The 16,075-nt window shown below is 69.4% G+C and carries 16 protein-coding genes; 12 read left to right on the top strand and 4 right to left on the bottom strand.

The window, feature by feature from the left end:
• Positions 1 to 39: 39 nt before the first annotated feature.
• The gene (locus OHA25_RS15605; protein ID WP_327588282.1) at positions 40 to 402 is read left to right on the top strand and encodes a VOC family protein; all 363 of its coding nucleotides are present in this window, start codon (positions 40 to 42) and stop codon (positions 400 to 402) included.
• Positions 399 to 1,619, top strand: coding sequence for an MFS transporter (locus OHA25_RS15600; protein WP_327588281.1), 1,221 nt, complete (start codon positions 399 to 401; stop codon positions 1,617 to 1,619). Before OHA25_RS15605 ends, OHA25_RS15600 begins: the two co-directional genes overlap by 4 nt.
• Positions 1,620 to 1,712: 93 nt before the next feature.
• Here the strand turns inward: OHA25_RS15600 and OHA25_RS15595 are convergent, their stop codons facing one another.
• Positions 1,713 to 2,699, bottom strand: coding sequence for a helix-turn-helix transcriptional regulator (locus OHA25_RS15595; protein WP_327588280.1), 987 nt, complete (start codon positions 2,697 to 2,699; stop codon positions 1,713 to 1,715).
• Between the two features lie 28 nt (positions 2,700 to 2,727).
• Positions 2,728 to 2,880 carry a hypothetical protein gene (locus tag OHA25_RS15590; RefSeq protein WP_327588279.1) on the bottom strand — a complete coding sequence of 51 codons (153 nt, stop codon included), beginning with the start codon at positions 2,878 to 2,880 and terminating at the stop codon, positions 2,728 to 2,730.
• Between OHA25_RS15590 and OHA25_RS15585 the strand changes: the two genes are divergently transcribed.
• A complete protein-coding gene (locus OHA25_RS15585; protein ID WP_327588278.1) occupies positions 2,879 to 4,243 on the top strand; it encodes an MFS transporter in 1,365 nt (454 codons plus the stop codon). The genes OHA25_RS15590 and OHA25_RS15585 overlap by 2 nt on opposite strands.
• Positions 4,244 to 4,450: 207 nt before the next feature.
• The gene (locus tag OHA25_RS15580) at positions 4,451 to 5,155 is read left to right on the top strand and encodes a DUF998 domain-containing protein (protein WP_327588277.1); all 705 of its coding nucleotides are present in this window, start codon (positions 4,451 to 4,453) and stop codon (positions 5,153 to 5,155) included.
• 25 nt (positions 5,156 to 5,180) lie between these two features.
• Here the strand turns inward: OHA25_RS15580 and OHA25_RS15575 are convergent, their stop codons facing one another.
• The gene (locus tag OHA25_RS15575) at positions 5,181 to 6,038 is read right to left on the bottom strand and encodes a helix-turn-helix transcriptional regulator (RefSeq protein ID WP_327588276.1); all 858 of its coding nucleotides are present in this window, start codon (positions 6,036 to 6,038) and stop codon (positions 5,181 to 5,183) included.
• Positions 6,039 to 6,124: 86 nt separating this feature from the next.
• On the opposite strand from OHA25_RS15575, the gene OHA25_RS15570 reads away from it, so the two are divergent.
• Both OHA25_RS15570 and OHA25_RS15565 read left to right on the top strand, forming a co-directional pair.
• On the top strand, positions 6,125 to 6,907 hold the full coding sequence (locus OHA25_RS15570) for an SDR family NAD(P)-dependent oxidoreductase (protein WP_327588275.1): 783 nt from the start codon (positions 6,125 to 6,127) through the stop codon (positions 6,905 to 6,907).
• 67 nt (positions 6,908 to 6,974) lie between these two features.
• Entirely contained in the window at positions 6,975 to 7,790 is an 816-nt protein-coding gene (locus OHA25_RS15565) for an SAM-dependent methyltransferase (RefSeq protein WP_327588274.1), read from the top strand.
• Between the two features lie 26 nt (positions 7,791 to 7,816).
• Here OHA25_RS15565 and OHA25_RS15560 read toward each other — a convergent pair whose 3' ends face one another.
• Positions 7,817 to 10,615 carry an ATP-binding protein gene (locus OHA25_RS15560; RefSeq protein ID WP_327588273.1) on the bottom strand — a complete coding sequence of 933 codons (2,799 nt, stop codon included), beginning with the start codon at positions 10,613 to 10,615 and terminating at the stop codon, positions 7,817 to 7,819.
• A gap of 179 nt (positions 10,616 to 10,794) precedes the next feature.
• On the opposite strand from OHA25_RS15560, the gene OHA25_RS15555 reads away from it, so the two are divergent.
• From OHA25_RS15555 to OHA25_RS15530, 6 genes are all read left to right on the top strand, one after another.
• The gene (locus tag OHA25_RS15555) at positions 10,795 to 11,151 is read left to right on the top strand and encodes a VOC family protein (protein ID WP_327588272.1); all 357 of its coding nucleotides are present in this window, start codon (positions 10,795 to 10,797) and stop codon (positions 11,149 to 11,151) included.
• Between the two features lie 80 nt (positions 11,152 to 11,231).
• Positions 11,232 to 11,843, top strand: coding sequence for a glyoxalase (locus OHA25_RS15550; RefSeq protein ID WP_327588271.1), 612 nt, complete (start codon positions 11,232 to 11,234; stop codon positions 11,841 to 11,843).
• A 75-nt stretch (positions 11,844 to 11,918) separates the two neighbouring features.
• Entirely contained in the window at positions 11,919 to 12,371 is a 453-nt protein-coding gene (locus tag OHA25_RS15545; RefSeq protein WP_327588270.1) for an iron chaperone, read from the top strand.
• 246 nt (positions 12,372 to 12,617) lie between these two features.
• On the top strand, positions 12,618 to 13,859 hold the full coding sequence (locus tag OHA25_RS15540) for a sensor histidine kinase (protein WP_327588269.1): 1,242 nt from the start codon (positions 12,618 to 12,620) through the stop codon (positions 13,857 to 13,859).
• Positions 13,856 to 14,539 carry a response regulator transcription factor gene (locus OHA25_RS15535; RefSeq protein ID WP_327588268.1) on the top strand — a complete coding sequence of 228 codons (684 nt, stop codon included), beginning with the start codon at positions 13,856 to 13,858 and terminating at the stop codon, positions 14,537 to 14,539. The genes OHA25_RS15540 and OHA25_RS15535 overlap by 4 nt, the downstream gene beginning before the upstream one ends.
• A gap of 133 nt (positions 14,540 to 14,672) precedes the next feature.
• Positions 14,673 to 15,842 carry a sensor histidine kinase gene (locus OHA25_RS15530; RefSeq protein WP_327588267.1) on the top strand — a complete coding sequence of 390 codons (1,170 nt, stop codon included), beginning with the start codon at positions 14,673 to 14,675 and terminating at the stop codon, positions 15,840 to 15,842.
• Positions 15,843 to 16,075 lie beyond the last annotated feature (233 nt).

Here is a 16,075-nt window from a genome sequence, read left to right as displayed (position 1 = left end):
TCAGTAGTATGACATAGCTTGTATGTCAGAAGGACTGACATGCAGATGGGAGAGGCCATGAGTGGGCAGGTCACCTACTTTGAGCTGCCGAGCGGGGACATCGAAGCGACCCAGCGGTTCTGGGGCTCGCTGTTCGGCTGGACGTTCTATGAGGGCAACTTCCCGGGTTACTCGATGATCCAGGGACCCGAGCCCATGGGCGGATCGCCGCACGATGATTCGTCACGGCACCCGCGCATCTTCTTCGCCGTCGACGACATCACCGCCGCTGTCGCTCGGGTACGCGAACTCGGAGGCACAGCAGAAGATCCGGTCAATATCCCGTCTGGTGCCTACGCCCACTGCACCGATGACCAGGGCGTGGAGTTCAGCCTGTCCCAACAGGCAGGTAACCACGATTGAATCGCACCGAGACCACCGGGTCAGGACCGAAGGGGTCCGGTCACCTCCTCAGACCGCTACTTCCGCTGGCGCTGGCCACCTTCGCGGTCGGCACCGACGCGTTCGTGATAGCCGGTCTCCTGCCGGCCATTGCCGCCGACCTTGAGGTAGGTCTACCGGCCGCTGGCCAGCTGGTGACCGTGTTCGCGTTTACGCTGGCTGTCGCTGCGCCGGTTCTGAGTTGGCTGTTGAGCCCACTGGATCGTCGCAAGGCTTTGCAGCTGGCGCTGATCGTGTTCGTCGTCGGCAACGTCGTGACCGCACTCAGCCCGACCTACCTGCTGGCGTGGCTGGCCCGGATCCTCACCGCAGTCGGGGCGGCCACCATCACGGCCACCGCGTCGAGCGCGGCTGTCGCGATCATGCCTGCCGAACGGCGGGGACGTGCCATGGCGCTGGTCATCGGTGGGCTGACCTTGTCAACCGCGCTAGGCATGCCTCTGGGCAACTTGATCGGCGGCGTCGACTGGCGCCTCACGCTCTGGGCCGTCGCGGTCCTGGGCGTCGTTGCCGCGATCGGCATCTCGGTAGCGTTGCCCAAGGTTACGCTCCCGGCGACAAGCCTGACGGCCCGCTTGGCACCGTTGCGCCAGCCCAAGGTGCTCACCATTCTGGTCGTGACGCTGCTGGTGATGGCCGGGCACTATACCGTCTACACCTACATCGGAGCCGTGACCGCGGGCGCCACGACCGGGTCCTTTCCCCAGGCCATCACCATGATTCTGTTCGTCTGGGGCGTCGGGGTCCTGGTCGGCAACTTCCTCGCCGGCCATCTCGTCGACAACCTTCCGGGACGCGGGATCGCGGTCGTGGCACTCGCCGGCGGCACGGTGCTGCTCGCGATCAGCCCACTCACCGTCAGCCACCTGGTTGTTGCGTGCGCCTGGGCCGCGATATGGGGGGCCACCGACGGGATGGTCTCCGTCGTGCAGCAACACCGGCTGGTGATCCTTGCACCCGCCTCGGCACCAGTTCTCCTTGGCCTCAACTCCTCCGCGATCTACCTCGGAGTTGCGATGGGCGGTGGACTTGGCGGTCTGGCTCAAGACTGGCTGTCGGTCACCGTGCTCGGCGTTCCCGCCGCCGTCCTGGCATTGCTCGCCACCACCATCACCCTCGCCGAGGGGAGAATCGACACGGTGAAGGCCTCACTTTGGGCAGCCGAGAACCGCCGCTGACGATGCCCGGTCGGGTCTGTCGAACCGTGCGCTACAACGCAAGCACGGCGCCGGGTATCGCACGGTCGCCACCGCGTTGACACCTGTACCCCCTCACGAGTCGTCTCGTAAGAGGTGCGCGCCGAGTCCCTTGCTGATCCGGGTGCGCAAGGAATGCAGGGCTTGCCTGAGTTCACCCGGTTCGATGTCTGTGATGTCGGCGTCGAACGTGAGCAGCAGTCCTGCCAGTCCTGGCCATGACCATGCGCCGAGTGTGAGCCGGCACGTGGTTTCGGTGCCGTACCGGACTGTTGATCCGCCGGGGGCGAACCGGGCGACGGTGGAGGCGGGCAGGGCCAGGATGGCTGAGCCGCGGCATGGCCATTCGGCGGCGGTGTCTCCGCGGTCGTGTGCGGTCATGACGAAGGTGACGGGATCGCCGTGCGGGATGTCACGGCGGTCGAAGGGGATGTGCGTGGGCGGGTGTGGTTCGATGCGGTCCATGCGCATCGCGCGCCATCGGCCGGCGTCAGGGTCGAAGGCGACCAGGTACCAGCGTGCGGCCCAGACCACGAGGTCGTGTGGTTCCAGCGTGAGCGTGATGGTTTCGGCATCGCCGGTGTAGTCCACACGAACGAGGTGCCGGCGGTTGATCGCGGTGCCGACGGCGCGGACCATCTCGGCGTCGATCGGTGACGCGGGGAACTCCCAGTAGTTGCGGGCGGGAGAGATGGTGAACGCTTCGGCGTGCAGGCGGCTGCGGGCGGGCATCGCCTGGTGCAGCGTGGCGAGAGCACGGGCCGCGTTCTCGCGGATGCCGGACAGGACCGTCGGCACGGTCTGGAGCGCGACGGCCGTGGCGACGGCCTGGTCCTCGTCGAAGACGACCGGCGGCAGGCGGCTGGCGCGACCGAGCCGATACCCTCCGCCCGCTCCGCGGACGGCCTCGATCTCGTACCCGAGGTCCCGGAGCGTGTCGATATCGCGACGTACGGTTCTCACCGACGCTCCGAGGCGGGTGGCGAGTTCCTCGGCGGTCAGGGTCGCACCGATCCCGAAGATCGACAGCAGTTTGAGCGTCCGTGCGGAAGTAGCAGCCATGATTCTCCGATTCTCTCGCCGATAGCGGTCACTCGATGGCAACTATGCCGGTGATGGTGGCCGGCATGACCGCTTCACCGAGCCCCCGAGAGGGCATCCGCACAGCTGGGGCTTCACCCGCACCCATCGCCGGCGCCGGCGCGACCGCGGCGATGTTGGTGGTGCTCTTCGGTTCCTTCATGGATCTTCTCGACGCGACGATCGTCACCGTCGCGGCCCCGGCGATAGCCCGGGACCTGGGTGCCGGTGACGCTCAGATCCAGTGGACGATCGCCGCCTACGTCCTCGCCCTGGGAGCGGGCCTGATCACCGGCGGACGGCTCGGTGACCAGTACGGCCGCAAGCGGCTGTTCATGATCGGGCTGGCCGGGTTCATGGTCACCTCGGCGCTGTGCGCGCTGGCCGCCGGTCCGGGGATGCTCATCGGCATGCGGGCCGGGCAGGGACTGACCGCCGGGATCATGGTCCCGCAGGTGTTCGGGATCATCCGGGCGTCATTCGCCCCGGGTGAGCGCGCCAAGGCGTTCGGCGCCTATGGAGCGGTTCAGGGCGTCGCCTCGGTCGCCGGCCCGCTGCTGGGCGGGCTGCTCGTCGACGCCGGCCTGTTCGGCCTGGGCTGGCGCACGATCTTCTGGATCAACGTGCCCGTCTCGATCCTGGCGCTCGTCCTCGGCGCGAAGGTCCTGCCGGAGTCCCGCTCCGCCTCGACCGCGCGACTGGACCTGCCCGGCGCGCTCCTCGCGGCCACGGGCATCCTTCTCCTGCTGCTGCCGATCATCCAGACCGAGACATGGGGATGGACCTGGGCCGGCTACGCCCTCCTCGCAGCCGGAATCATCGTGCTCGCGATCTTCCTCGCCCACGAGCGCCGCCTCACCGGACGCGGAGACGAACCCGTCTTCGACCCGGCACTGCTGAGAATCCGCGCCTTCACGGTCGGCCTGGGCGCTTCGGTGCTCTTCTTCGGCGGCATCGGGTCGTACTTCCTCACCCTCTCGGTCTACCTCCAGAACGGAACCGGACGAACCGCGTGGGAGACCGGCCTGGTGATCCTCCCGTACGCGCTCGGCTCGATCATCACCTCCGGCCTCGGCGTCGCTCTGGCCGCCAAGGCGGGCAGAACGCTCCTGATCACCGGCTCGCTCACCATCGCGGCATCCCAGCTCGTCCTGTGGTCCATCGTCAAGGACGGCAGCGATCCCGGCTACTGGCTCCTTGCCCTCGCACTCTTCATCGGTGGCCTCGGGCTCGGTCTCGCCGCACCCATCCTCGTCAACGTCGTCCTCGCCGGCGTCCCCGGACGCAACGCAGGCGCCGCGGGCGGGGTGCTCTCCACCGTCAACCAGATCGGCGGCGCCGTCGGCATCGCCGTTCTCGGCACGGTCTTCTTCACCGCCGTCACCGGTTCAGCCACCGGAACACCGGTGCTGCCCGACTACAGTCACGCGCTCAGCATCGTCCTGATCGCCTCCGCCGCGCTCTACCTGATCACGGCGCTCGTGATGCTCGCACTCCCGAAAGCCGCAGCCGAGCACGCCGAGTAGAGAACCCATGCCGCCCCACGTCACGAGCGGCTGACCGGTACATTTCCGCGCCCGGTCTCGCACCGGCGCGGCGGCCGGCATGAGCACCGCGGCGCGGGCCGCGGCCAGACCTCGAGCTGAACCCGTCGGCACGAGGCTCATCGGGGAAGGGCGTATTTTGTCAGGCTGGATTGACGGCACTATGCCTGTCAATCTAGCCTGACAGATATGCGAACCATCACACCGCCCGCGCCAGGCCACGACGCGCCACAGGCGGACCCCCATGACAGGATCACCAGACGCTTACTGCTGTGCGGGGCGGTCGCCGGGCCGCTGTTCGTCCTCGCGCTGCTCCTCCAGGGCGCAGTCCGCGCCGACTACGACCCGCTGCGCCACCCGGGCAGCTCGCTCACGCTCGGCGAGTACGGCTGGGTCCAGGCGGCCAACTTCATCCTCGCCGGCGTGCTGTCGCTGGCCTTCGCCTTCGGGCTGCGCCGGGCGCTCGGGGGCGCGCTCTGGGGTCCGATCCTGGTGGGGATCTGGGCGGTCGGATTCATCGGCGCCGGAGTGTTCACCAGCGATCCGGTGAGCGGGTATCCGCCGGGCACCCCCGCGATGTTGCCGGAGCACAGCAGTCTGGAGGCCGCACTCCACGATCTCTTCTCACTGCTGGGGTTCGTCGCACTCGTCTTGGCGTGCGTGGTGCTCGCGCGGAGAGGGGGAGCCGGGTGGGCTGTTTACTCGGTGGCCAGCGGGGTGGCGTTCGTGGTGGCCATGGTGCTGGCCTCGGCCGCGTTCGCGCAGAATCCCGCGCTGGTCGCCTACGGCGGGCTCCTGCAGCGCACCGCGGTGATCGTCGGGTGGGCGTGGCTCGCCGTGCTGGCGGTGCGCCTGCTGCGAGGCGGCACTAGAGCAGGACGGTCACGAGAATGATCGCCATAGCAAGGGCCGTGTCGGCTCAGAGCGACCTGCTCGCCTTGACGCCCTCGGGTCCAAGGACGTTCAGAAGAGCCAGAGCCTCGGCGCCAGAGGATCCTGGCGGCGCGCTGTAAAGCACAAGGCGCTGGTCGCGGTCCGTGAGCGTGAGCGCGTCGCAGTCGACGGTGATCTCCCCGACAACCGGGTGACGGAACGTCTTCGTGAGCATCGGCGCGGCCTGCACGTCGTGCCGCTCCCAGAGCCGGGCGAAGTCGGGGCTGCCGTTGCGGAGCTCGTCGACGAGTCCGGTCACCGTGGGGTCGGATGGGTATCGGGCAAGGGTGGAGCGCAGCTCCATGACGACGTTCAGCCGGAACTCCGCGGCGTCGGAGATCCCGTACATGGTCGCATCGGCGCGCGCCGACCCGAGGAATGCCCGGCGCGCGAGATTGCGGTCCTCCGGGGCGAGCTCGGCGAAGTCCTCCATGAGCGCGGCCGCGAGGTTGTTCCACGCGAGCACCTCGAACGCGGCGGACGTCACGAAAGCTGCCGTCTGCGGTAGCCGCTCGAGGAGCGCGAGGATGCTCGGGCGTACGTCACGTCGATGCAGCCGGGTACGGCTCGGCGCCGTGCCCGCCAGGACGTGGAGGTGATCGGACTCGGTGTCCGTGAGCCGCAGCGCGCCTGCGATCCCGGCGAGAACCTCGCCCGACGGCCGCGGCGCCCTGCCCTGCTCGAGCCGGACGTAGTACTCCGTGGAGATGTGCGCGAGAACCGCCACCTCCTCGCGGCGCAGGCCCGGTGTCCGGCGTCGCGGGCCTGAGGGAAGGCCGACGTCCTCCGGCCGGAGCCGCTCGCGACGGCTACGGAGGAACGCCCCAAGTTCCTGCTTGTTCATACCCCGAGTCTGCACGCTGCGCGGCGACGGATCCTGGTACAGCTTGTGCCTGCATCCGGTCTGGAGGCCGGCCTGACACTGGCGTCATGACGCACAACATTGGCATCGCACCCATCGGCCTGCTCACCGGCAAGGTGGTGTTCATCACCGGCGCCAGCCGCGGCATCGGGGAGGCAGCGGCCCGGCTCTTCGCCTCCGAGGGCGCCGCCGTCGTGCTCGCCGCCCGCGGCACCGACGCCCTCCAGCGGATCGTCACCGAGATCCGCGCCGTCGGCGGCGTCGCCGACGCCGTCACCCTGGACCTCGCCGACCGTACGAGCATCCGCGCCGCGGTCGACCGCGTCGAGGAGCTGCACGGACGGCTCGACGGCGCGTTCAACAACGGCGGGGTGGGCCAGCAGCCCGGCCCGCTCAACACGACGAGCGATGAGGACGTCGAAGAGCAGTTCGCAGTGAACTTCCGCTCGCACTGGACCGCCATGACCGCCGAGGCCGCGCTCATGCGACGCAACGGTGGCGGGGCGATCGTCAACACCTCGAGCATCGGCAGCCGCCGCGCGAACCCCGCCCTCCCCGCGTACGGCGCCATGAAGCGCGCACTCAACAGCATCACCGAGACCGCCGCCGTGAGCTGGGCCCATGACGGCATCCGGGTGAACGGCATCACCCCCGGCGGCACCGCCACGGAGATGATCGACATGTGGGAGGCGGCGACCCCCGGCGTCGTCGAGCACATCAAGGCAGCGATCCCGCTCGGTCGGATGGCCGAGCCTCGTGAGGTCGCCGAGGTGGCCGCGTGGCTGCTCAGCGACCGGGCCTCGATGGTGACCGGCGCGATCGTGCCGGTGGACGGCGGCGCCGGTGCCTGAAAGACATCCCGGGAGCTAAACGGATGAACTAAGATCTTTTTGGCTGAACCGGAAGTGAGGAGACGGCATGACGGATCACGAGCAGGCGCCGGCCGGGGTGGACGTCACGGTGCCGAGCGTCGCTCGCATGTACGACTACCTGCTCGGCGGCAAGGACAACTTCCCCGCCGATCGTGAGGCCGCCGCTCATATCATCCGGCTCTCCCCCAATGCGAGAGAGGTCGCGCGGGCCAACCGGGCGTTCCTGGGGCGAGCCGTGGCCGCGGTCGCCGAAAACGGGATCCGCCAGTTCCTCGACATCGGCACCGGCCTGCCGACCCAGGAGAACGTGCATCAGGTGGCCGGGCGGGTCTCCCCCGGGTCCCGGGTGGTCTACGTCGACAACGACCCGATCGTCCTGGTGCACGCCCGCGCCCTGCTGGCGGAGACTGCTGACACCATCGTGGTCGAGGGCGACATGCGCGACCCCAAGGCCATCCTCGGCCACCCGGACATCGCCCGCCACCTCGACTTCGGGCAGCCGCTGGCCGTGATCATGGTCGCGGTGCTGCACTTCATCCCCGACGACGACCTGGCCCAGACCATCGTCCGCACCGTTCGCGAGTCCCTGCCGTCCGGAAGCCACCTGATCATCTCCCACGTGGTCGTGGGCGAGCTCGACAGCGACGTGGTGGGCGAGGGCCGCGACGTGTACCGCAAGACCAGCGCGGGCAACGTGACCCCGCGCACGCGCGAACAGATCGCCGGCTTCTTCGAGGGCCTGGAGATGCTGGAGCCGGGTCTGGTCTCGACGAGCGATTGGCGCCCGAACGTCGCGCTGGACCCGTCCCTTGCCGGTCCGACCGGCGCCGACATCATCTGCGGCGTCGGCCGCGTACCCTGACGGTCTTCACGACGTCTCTGAGATCATCATGGGTGCCGGGGCAGGGCCATCGGGGCGAAGCCAAGATCGGCCAGCGCGGCCGCGCCGCGGACGGCATGGTCGCCACCGGCGAGCACCAGCGTCCGCGCCGACTGATAGCGACAGCCGGCGGCGTCAAACGCAGATACCGTGGCGAGCAACCGCTCCTGGTCATGGTCGAGCAGCGCTTGCGTCCGCTCCACAAGGGCACCGGCGACCGGGTTACCGGCCACGACGGTCCGAGCCTCGGCCAGACGGTCGCCGGCGTCGGAACCCCTGGCGAGCACGGCGGCCTCGGCGCGCAGCGCCACATACCAGTGAAGCCAGATCCAGGTGACCCATTGCCACACCTCGCCGGGCTCAGGCGCCATCCGCTCCAGCGCCTCCGGCGCCTGCCCACGGTGGAGCAGAAGCATCGCGTCGAAGACCGCCCCGTAGCCGTACGTATTCCCCGGTGAGGAATCGAGCTGACCCAGCACCGCGCTCCATTCGCGCCGGGCATCCTGGTCATCACGCAGGCCGTGGATCGTCGCCACCGCAGCTGTCGGCGGACCGAGAATGGACCTGGCAGGGCTCCCGGCCCGCTGCCACGCGTCGAGGAACCGAACGCTGCCGGTGAGCACCTCGTCGACGTTGCCCGCCAACGTGTCGGCCACAAGGAGCCAGCCCGTGGCACGATGGCCGACCTCCGCCAGCAACGGATGATCCGCGAGTTGCCGTGCCCACCGGCGGGCACCCGGCAGGTCCCCCACGCCGAGGCTCGCCTCGGTGGCCTCACCCAGCGCCTCGATCAGCTCGTGGGTACCCGCCGGTGTATCCGGTGTGGTGGAGAGCAGCGTGACCCGGCGCCGGGCCGTGGCGGCGACGGCGAACGTGTCACCGGCCCAGCTCAGGGCGCCGGCGAGCGTATCGAGCGCGGCGGACTCGGCGAGCGGGTCACCCGTGCGGTGAGCGAGCTCGACCGCTCGTTCGGCGCGCGCGACCGTCACCGGGACCGCGTCGTCGTCCCGGCCCTGTGCGGCACCGAACGCGTCGGTGAGCGCCCGCCCGGCCTCGGCCAGCGCCACCGCCGCCTGGGCGGCCGGGTCGGCGCCGGCCAGTTCCCGCGCCTGGGTGATGAGCGCGATCGCCTCTTCCGGCGGCAGCTTCCGTACGAACTTGCCGGAGAACCGGTAGGCGTTGCTGGCGGCGGTCGCCAGGTGCCAGGCAGCGCCGGCGGCGTCGCCTGACCGGCGGGCGGCGTCCGCGGCCGCGCGGTGCAACCGGTCCATGTCATCACCACGCATCCGGCAGCCGGCCACGGCCGCGGCCTGCCGGAGCATCGACGCGGAGGCGGCGGGGTCGTCGGCAAGCGCGGCGGCCTGCTCAAAGCGCCCCTGAGACTCGCCGATCAGGCGACGGGTGAAGGTCAGCTCCGCCAGGCACCGGGCGAGACGGTACGCGTCCGTACGCTGTTCCGGCTGGTCGGCCGCCCACGCCAGGGCGGCGCGCAGGTCGTCCGCCACCACGTCGAACCGGGCCCGCCAGTCCGCCCGTGCCACCGCCAGCTCGGCGGCCCTGGCCAAGCACCAGCGAACGTGGCGCGATCGAGTGTCGACCAGCTCACCGGCCTCGGACAGCCGCTCCATCCCGTACTGGCGGATGGTCTCCAGCGCCCGATACTTGGTCCCGCTCGGGGACGCCGTCACCACCAGCAGGCTCTGTTCGGCCAGCCGGGCCAGGCCGTCGGCGACCAGGCCTTCCTCGTCCCCGGCCGCCTCCGCCGCCGCGGCAGCGGTGAACGACGCCACGAACACCGACACCCGGCGCAGCAGCGCCCGGTCGGCCGGCTCCAGCAAAGCATGGCTCCAGTCCAGCGCCCCCCGTACCGAACGATGCCGCTCATCGGCGCGGGAGCCGCCGGTGAGCATCCGCAGCGGGTGGGACAGGGCGGCGGTGATGCCGTCCAGCCCGAGCGTGGGATACCGGGCGGCGGCCAGCTCGATCGCCAGCGCCATCCCATCCAGCCGCGCACAGATCGAGGCGATCTGGTCGCGCAGGGGAGGATCCATCGCGCGGCCGACCGCCGCCGCCCGATCCATGAACAACGCGACCGCGTCCGACTGCCCATCGACGGCCAGCGACAGCGGCGGGACCGGATACACCCGTTCGAACGGCACCATCAGCCGTGCGCGGCTGGTCGCCAGCACCGTCACTCGAGGGCACGTCCCCAGCACCCGCTCGAGAAACAGCGCCACCCCGTCCACCACTTGCTCGCAGTTGTCCAGCACCAGCAGCGCATGACGGTCGGCCAGCGCGGCGATCACGGACTCGGTCATGTCGCGCCCAGGCTGCTCACCGAGGCCGAGCGCCCCGGCGACCGCGGTCGCGATCATGCCCGGATCGGTGACCGGGACCAGGTCGACGAACCACACCCCGTCGGAGTAGTAGCCGGCCGCGTCCGCGGCCACTGCCAACGCGAGCCGGGTCTTGCCCACTCCTCCGGGACCGATCGCGGTCACCTGGCGCTGCGCCTTGATCATCTCGATCAGCTCGGCCCGCTCGCTCACCCGCCCGATGAACGAGGTCAGCGGCGCCGGCAGAACCGGTGCCGGTTGAGACGGGCCGGCGCCGACGGGCTCGGGCGCACGCTGGGCGAGCGCCCGCCGATCCGGCAGCTCCAGCTTGCGCAGCAGCGAGGAGACGTGACTCTCCACGGTACGCACCGAGATGAACAGCCGCGCCGCGATCTCAGCGTTGCTGAGATGGGCCCCGACCAGTTCCAGTACCTCGGCTTCCCGAGGCGAGATCTCCACTGCTGCCAACACTGTCCCAGTTTGCCGCATTTCCTCCGCACCGCCATCCGCAGTGGCCACCGTGCGCGATCCGTGTCATCGATCCGTGGTCCGTTCCGTGGTCACCACGGATGTGGGTCGGTGGGTCCGGAAGCAAAGCTGTGAGTACGCAGACAGCGGGTCGATGAGACCCACGACCGACAGGAGTGACCGTGACCGGCTCGTCCACCCAGGGAATCAAGACCGTGCTGCACCCCGTGTCCGACCTGGAGAAGGCCAAGGCAGTGTACGCGGCCCTGCTCGGTGTCGCGCCGCAGCACGACTCGCCCTACTACGTGGGCTTCGAGGCCGAGGGCCAGCACATCGGCCTGGTGCCGGGCGGTGGACCGCAGGGCATGACCTCGCCGGTGGCCTACTGGCACGTCCTGGACATCGAGGCGAAGCTGGCCGAGCTGACCGCCGCGGGCGCCACCGTGAAGGAGGCCGCGCACGAGGTCGGCGGCGGCCGTCTGGTGGCCACCGTCACCGACCCCGATGGCAACGTCCTCGGGCTCATCCAGGACCGGTAAGCGCCGGCCTCCCCTGCCATATCCGCCGCGCACCGGCCACCGACAAGACGACAAACCCCCCTTCACCCAAAGGACCTGCCATGACCTCCTTCGCATCCATCACCCTGGAAGTTCCCGACCCCACCGCCGCGGACGCCTTCTACAAAGCCTTCGGCCTTGAGGCCTTCGTGAACGTACGCGCCTCGGATGCGCCGACGACCGGCTTCCGTGGATTCGCCCTATCACTCGTGGTGTCCCAGCCGGGCAACGTCGACGCCTTCATCGCCGCCGCCCTCGACGCCGGCGCCACGACGCTGAAGCCGGCCACGAAGAGCTTCTGGGGCTACGGCGGCGTCGTACGCGCCCCGGACGGGACGATCTGCAAGATCGCGACCTCGAAGAAGAAGGACACCGGCCCTGCCGCCCTGCACCTCGACCAGGTCGCGCTCCTGCTGGGAGTGGCGGACGTCAAGGCGAGCAAGCGCTTCTACGCCGACCGCGGCCTGGCCGTGGGGAAGAGCTTCGGCGGCAAGTACGTCGAGTTCGACACCCCGTCGTCGGCCGTCACGCTGGCGCTCTACCCGCGCCGCGCCCTCGCCAAGGACACCGGCGTCTCCGAGGAGGGCACCGGCTCGCACCGGATCGTGTTCGGCGGCGACGCCGGACCCTTCACCGACCTGGACGGGTTCGTCTGGGAGACCGCGTCCGCCTGAGACCCGCAGCGGGGCGCCCTCGACGAGCCGTCCCTTCTCAAGATTCCGAAAATCAAGATCCTCAAGGAGATCACCATGAGCAGCACCGCAAGCAGCACGTACGAGGGTTTCACGGCCGAGGAGCGGGCCGCGATGAAGGACCACGCCCAGGACCAGAAGAAGGCAGCGCGCCGTGCCTCACGTGCGGACAAGACGGCGCAGGACCTGCGGGACGTACTCGCGAAGATCGCCGAGATGCAGGAATCGGACCGGATCATGGCCGAGCGCGTCCATGCCGTCATCACCGCCAGCGCCCCGGTCCTCGCACCGAAGCTCTGGTACGGGATGCCCGCCTACGCGCTGGATGGCAAGCTCGTCTGCCACTTCCAGCCCGCGACGAAGTTCAAGACGCGCTACGCGACGCTCGGGTTCAGCGACCAGGCGAACCTGGACGACGGCACGATGTGGGCTGCCGGTTTCGCCCTGGCCGAGGTGACGGCCGAGGTGGAGGCGCGGATCAGCGCGCTGGTGAAGCAGGCAGTGAGCTGAGGCGCGCCCAGCGGGCTCGGTCTCACAACATGAGAACCCTTCGGTCCTGCGGGCCGGGCCCTCCGTCCAAAGCCGACGACAGCAGGCGGTATGCGCTGCGGAGACCACCGAAACGTCCGGCGTATCGGCTCCGCTCGAGTGGTCAACCGGCTGCGGTACGGTGCCGCGCGCATACCGCCCAGGTTGTAGCGGCGGTCAGCCGCATGAGTGATGAGTGACGCGGCCGGTCGCGGTTACCATGCGCTGATGCGCGCAAAGGTGCTGTCGTCCCTCAGACGGCTCGCCATGATGAACCCCTTCCTCACCGATCTGCTGTTCGGCGTCGTGGTCGCCGGCGTCACCCTGACGTTCGGCCTCGTCTCGTCCAACGGCTCGGTCGATCCGGGCTATGCGCGGCGCTCGCTGGAGATTGCCGGCGTGGCGTTGACTCTTGTGGCCAACCTCGCGCTGACCTGGCGCCGGCGTGCCCCGGTCACTGTGCTGATGGTCTCCTGCGCCGCCTCGATCGTCTTCCACGCGGCCGGTTACGATGCCAGGCTCAACGGGGTGGCACCGCTTCTGGCGCTCTACACCGTGGCCGGCCGGCGATCGCCTGCCGTGTCCGTCCCGTGCGTTCTGCCCCCGGCCGTCTCCTTGTGGTACGCGGCGTTCCTCGGCCCGGACGAGTTCACCTGGCCGAACCTCGCGCAGACGAGCATCATGGTCGCCGTCGCATGGACGTTCGGCAACAGCACCCGGATGCTGGTCGAGCGCAACAGGCGGCTCGCCCACCTCAGCGAACGGCTGCGCCATGAGCAGGAGGACAAGGCGCGGCGCGCCGTGACCGAGGAACGGGTGCGCATCGCCCGCGAGCTGCATGACCTGGTCGCCCACCACATGTCGGTCATCGTGATCCAGGCAGGGCTAGCTCGGTACGTCCTCGGCTCCGATCTCGCCACCGCACGCAGCGCGCTCACCACCATCGCCGACACCGGCAGCGAGGCCATGGGGGAGATGAGACGCCTGCTGTCCGTCCTGCGCATCGACATGGACGACGACGACGCGGACGGCTATGACCCCGCACCCGGCCTGCAACGGCTCGACCAACTGGTGGAACGGCTGCGCTCGGCGGGTCTGCCGGTCGAGGTGTCGATCACCGGCCCGGTACAACCGCTGGCACCCGGTATCGACCTGTGCGCGTACCGCGTCGTTCAAGAATCCCTCACCAATGCGCTGAAACACGCGGGCCCGGCCACGGCGTGGGTTTCGCTCCATTACGGCGCCGAGCTGGAACTGCGCGTCACCGATGACGGGCGTGGGGCGGCCGCCACCCCGCAGGAGAACGGCCACGGCTTGATCGTCATGCGCGAACGCGTCAAGCTCTACAAGGGAACGGTCGCAGCCGGATCGAAGCCGTCAGGCGGATTCGAGGTCGTGGTCACCCTGCCCCTGTCGTCCTCGCACCAGGACGACCAACCTCCTCAGTCACACGGTAAGCCGAATACATGATCAAGGTACTTGTCGTCGATGATCAGATCCTCGTCCGCGCAGGCCTGGCGGCGCTGCTCCGCGCGGCCCCCGACCTCGACGTCGTCGGAGAGGCGGCGACCGGCGAGGAGGCCATCGACCAGGCGGCCTCCACCCGGCCCGACGTCATCCTCATGGACATCAGAATGCCGGGCATGAACGGCGTAGCGGCGACCGAGCGCATCCTGTCCACGGATAGCGACCATCGGCCCCAGGTGCTCATTCTGACCACCTTCGACCTGGACAAGTACGTCTACGACGCCCTCCGCATCGGTGCCTCGGGGTTCCTCCTCAAGGACACCCCGCCGGAACGACTCATCGCCGCCATCCACACTGTCGCATCGGGTGACATGCTCTTCGCACCCAGCGTCACCCGGCGTCTGATCGAGGCCTACACCAGTCAGACGGACCCGTCCCCCGCCGTGCTCTCGCCCGCGCTGCACCTCCTCACCGCCCGCGAGGTCGAGGTGCTCAAACTGGTCGGGCGGGCGCTGTCCAACGCCGAGATCGCCACCCGGCTCTGCGTCAGCGAAGCCACGGTCAAAACCCACCTCAACCGCACCATGACGAAACTCAACCTCACCAGCCGCGCCCAGGTGGTGGCACTGGCGTACGAATCCGGCCTCATCACCCCTGGCCGGGAAAGCTCGTCACCCACCTGACGGTGGGGTGTCGCGCGTACGGTGCGAGTCACAGGGCACCTACCACGTGAGCGATCGGGACAAGCCGGTCGGCTGACATGCAATGGGCGTAAGACGCTGGCGCGCGTGACGTACCGACCCGTAGCGTTTGATCATGATTCGGCGGGCCCTGGACTGGTGGAGCGAGCATCCTCAGCTCGCCGATGCGCTGCTGGCTGTGGCAGCCTGTACGTTCCTCCTGGTGGAGGTGCCCTACAGCGATCACTCCATCGCCAGTCCTGGCAGCCTGCCCGTGACGTTCTGGGGCGACCTGTTGGCCTATGCGAGCCTCGCCCTGCGGCGCAGGTACCCGGTGCAGGTGCTGGCGCTGGTGTGGACGCTGTGGTTCGTCGGTGGCCGGTGGGACATCTGGGCGGAGTGGAACGCCTCGTGGTCGGAGTTGAGCACGCCGACCGCGCTCATGCTCGTGCTCTACACCGCAGGCCGGTGGACGTCCTCGCGGTGGCCGGTTGTCTTCCTTGCGGGCACGCTGCTGCCGACGGTCGTGACGGTGGCGCGGATGTGGGCAGGGCCGGTGTTCCCGGAGCCTCCGGACGACCTGTTCGCGGTGTCGTTCGTGACCTGCGCGGCGGCATGGGGGCTGGGCAGGCTGCGGCGATCGGAGGCCGAGGCGGTGGCGCGCGCCGCGGCCCGCGCCGAAGAGAGCAAGGCCCAGGCCGCGCTGGCCGAGGAACGCATCCGCATCGCCCGCGAACTCCACGACATCGTGGCGCACAACGTGAGCGCCATGGTGATCCAGTCGTCGAGCGCGGGCGTCGCGCTGCTGAACGACGACAAGGCCGGGATGAGCGCTGCCGTCGAGGCGATCGGGCACGTGGGCCGTACCGCTCTGGCGGAGTTGCGGCTGCTGCTCGGCGTGCTGCGGGAGGGCCCGACGCTGCCGCAACCGGGGATCGAGGCGATCCGGGAGATGACCGAGTGGCTGCCCATCGACGTACGATTACGCGTCGAGGGTCCAGCTCGTCAGGTGCCGCCTGACATGGGCCTGGCCGCGTACCGGATCGTGCAAGAGGCGTTGACCAACACGCTCAAGCACGCCGGGAAGGACGCCGATGCCGAGGTGTTGCTGCGCTATACGGCGGACGGGCTGCACATCCAGGTCACCGACGACGGCGTGGGGGGCACGGAGCGCGGGCGGGCCGGCGCCGGCGGGCACGGTCTGATCGGCATCCACGAGCGCGCCGAGGCACTCGGCGGCACAGCGCGCGGGGAACCGTTGCCAGAGGGCGGGTTCAGGGTCGAGGTGACCCTGCCGTGGGTGTGACGCCTACCGTGCGGGGGCATACTCCACAGGCTTGCCTAGGGCGAGGCGTGGAAGTCAGCGGGTTCATCTTCACGCAACCCGATGGAGACCGGCTGCATCCCCAGCGCGTCTCCGACCAATTCCTCTGGCCGGCCCATCTGGGCGGCGCGCCGTAGGACCAGCCGACCAGCAGCGGCCGATCCACGGATCGGTCAACTCGTCTACGGCGGCTGGCGGAAGGTCATCCACTGCCG

Origin of the sequence: Nonomuraea sp. NBC_00507 (genome assembly GCF_036013525.1) — a bacterium.
GTDB lineage: Bacteria > Actinomycetota > Actinomycetes > Streptosporangiales > Streptosporangiaceae > Nonomuraea.
This window is presented reverse-complemented; position numbering and strand designations above follow the sequence as displayed.

Coding starts and splice junctions, on each gene's coding strand:
- OHA25_RS15530 (WP_327588267.1), top strand. CDS start 14,673: ATGATTCGGCGGGCCCTGGACTGGTGGAGCGAGCATCCTCAGCTCGCC.
- OHA25_RS15580 (WP_327588277.1), top strand. CDS start 4,451: ATGCGAACCATCACACCGCCCGCGCCAGGCCACGACGCGCCACAGGCG.
- OHA25_RS15535 (WP_327588268.1), top strand. CDS start 13,856: ATGATCAAGGTACTTGTCGTCGATGATCAGATCCTCGTCCGCGCAGGC.
- OHA25_RS15545 (WP_327588270.1), top strand. CDS start 11,919: ATGAGCAGCACCGCAAGCAGCACGTACGAGGGTTTCACGGCCGAGGAG.
- OHA25_RS15575 (WP_327588276.1), bottom strand. CDS start 6,038: ATGAACAAGCAGGAACTTGGGGCGTTCCTCCGTAGCCGTCGCGAGCGG.
- OHA25_RS15605 (WP_327588282.1), top strand. CDS start 40: ATGCAGATGGGAGAGGCCATGAGTGGGCAGGTCACCTACTTTGAGCTG.
- OHA25_RS15565 (WP_327588274.1), top strand. CDS start 6,975: ATGACGGATCACGAGCAGGCGCCGGCCGGGGTGGACGTCACGGTGCCG.
- OHA25_RS15595 (WP_327588280.1), bottom strand. CDS start 2,699: ATGGCTGCTACTTCCGCACGGACGCTCAAACTGCTGTCGATCTTCGGG.
- OHA25_RS15540 (WP_327588269.1), top strand. CDS start 12,618: ATGCGCGCAAAGGTGCTGTCGTCCCTCAGACGGCTCGCCATGATGAAC.
- OHA25_RS15590 (WP_327588279.1), bottom strand. CDS start 2,880: ATGAAGGAACCGAAGAGCACCACCAACATCGCCGCGGTCGCGCCGGCG.
- OHA25_RS15570 (WP_327588275.1), top strand. CDS start 6,125: ATGACGCACAACATTGGCATCGCACCCATCGGCCTGCTCACCGGCAAG.
- OHA25_RS15550 (WP_327588271.1), top strand. CDS start 11,232: ATGACCTCCTTCGCATCCATCACCCTGGAAGTTCCCGACCCCACCGCC.
- OHA25_RS15585 (WP_327588278.1), top strand. CDS start 2,879: ATGGATCTTCTCGACGCGACGATCGTCACCGTCGCGGCCCCGGCGATA.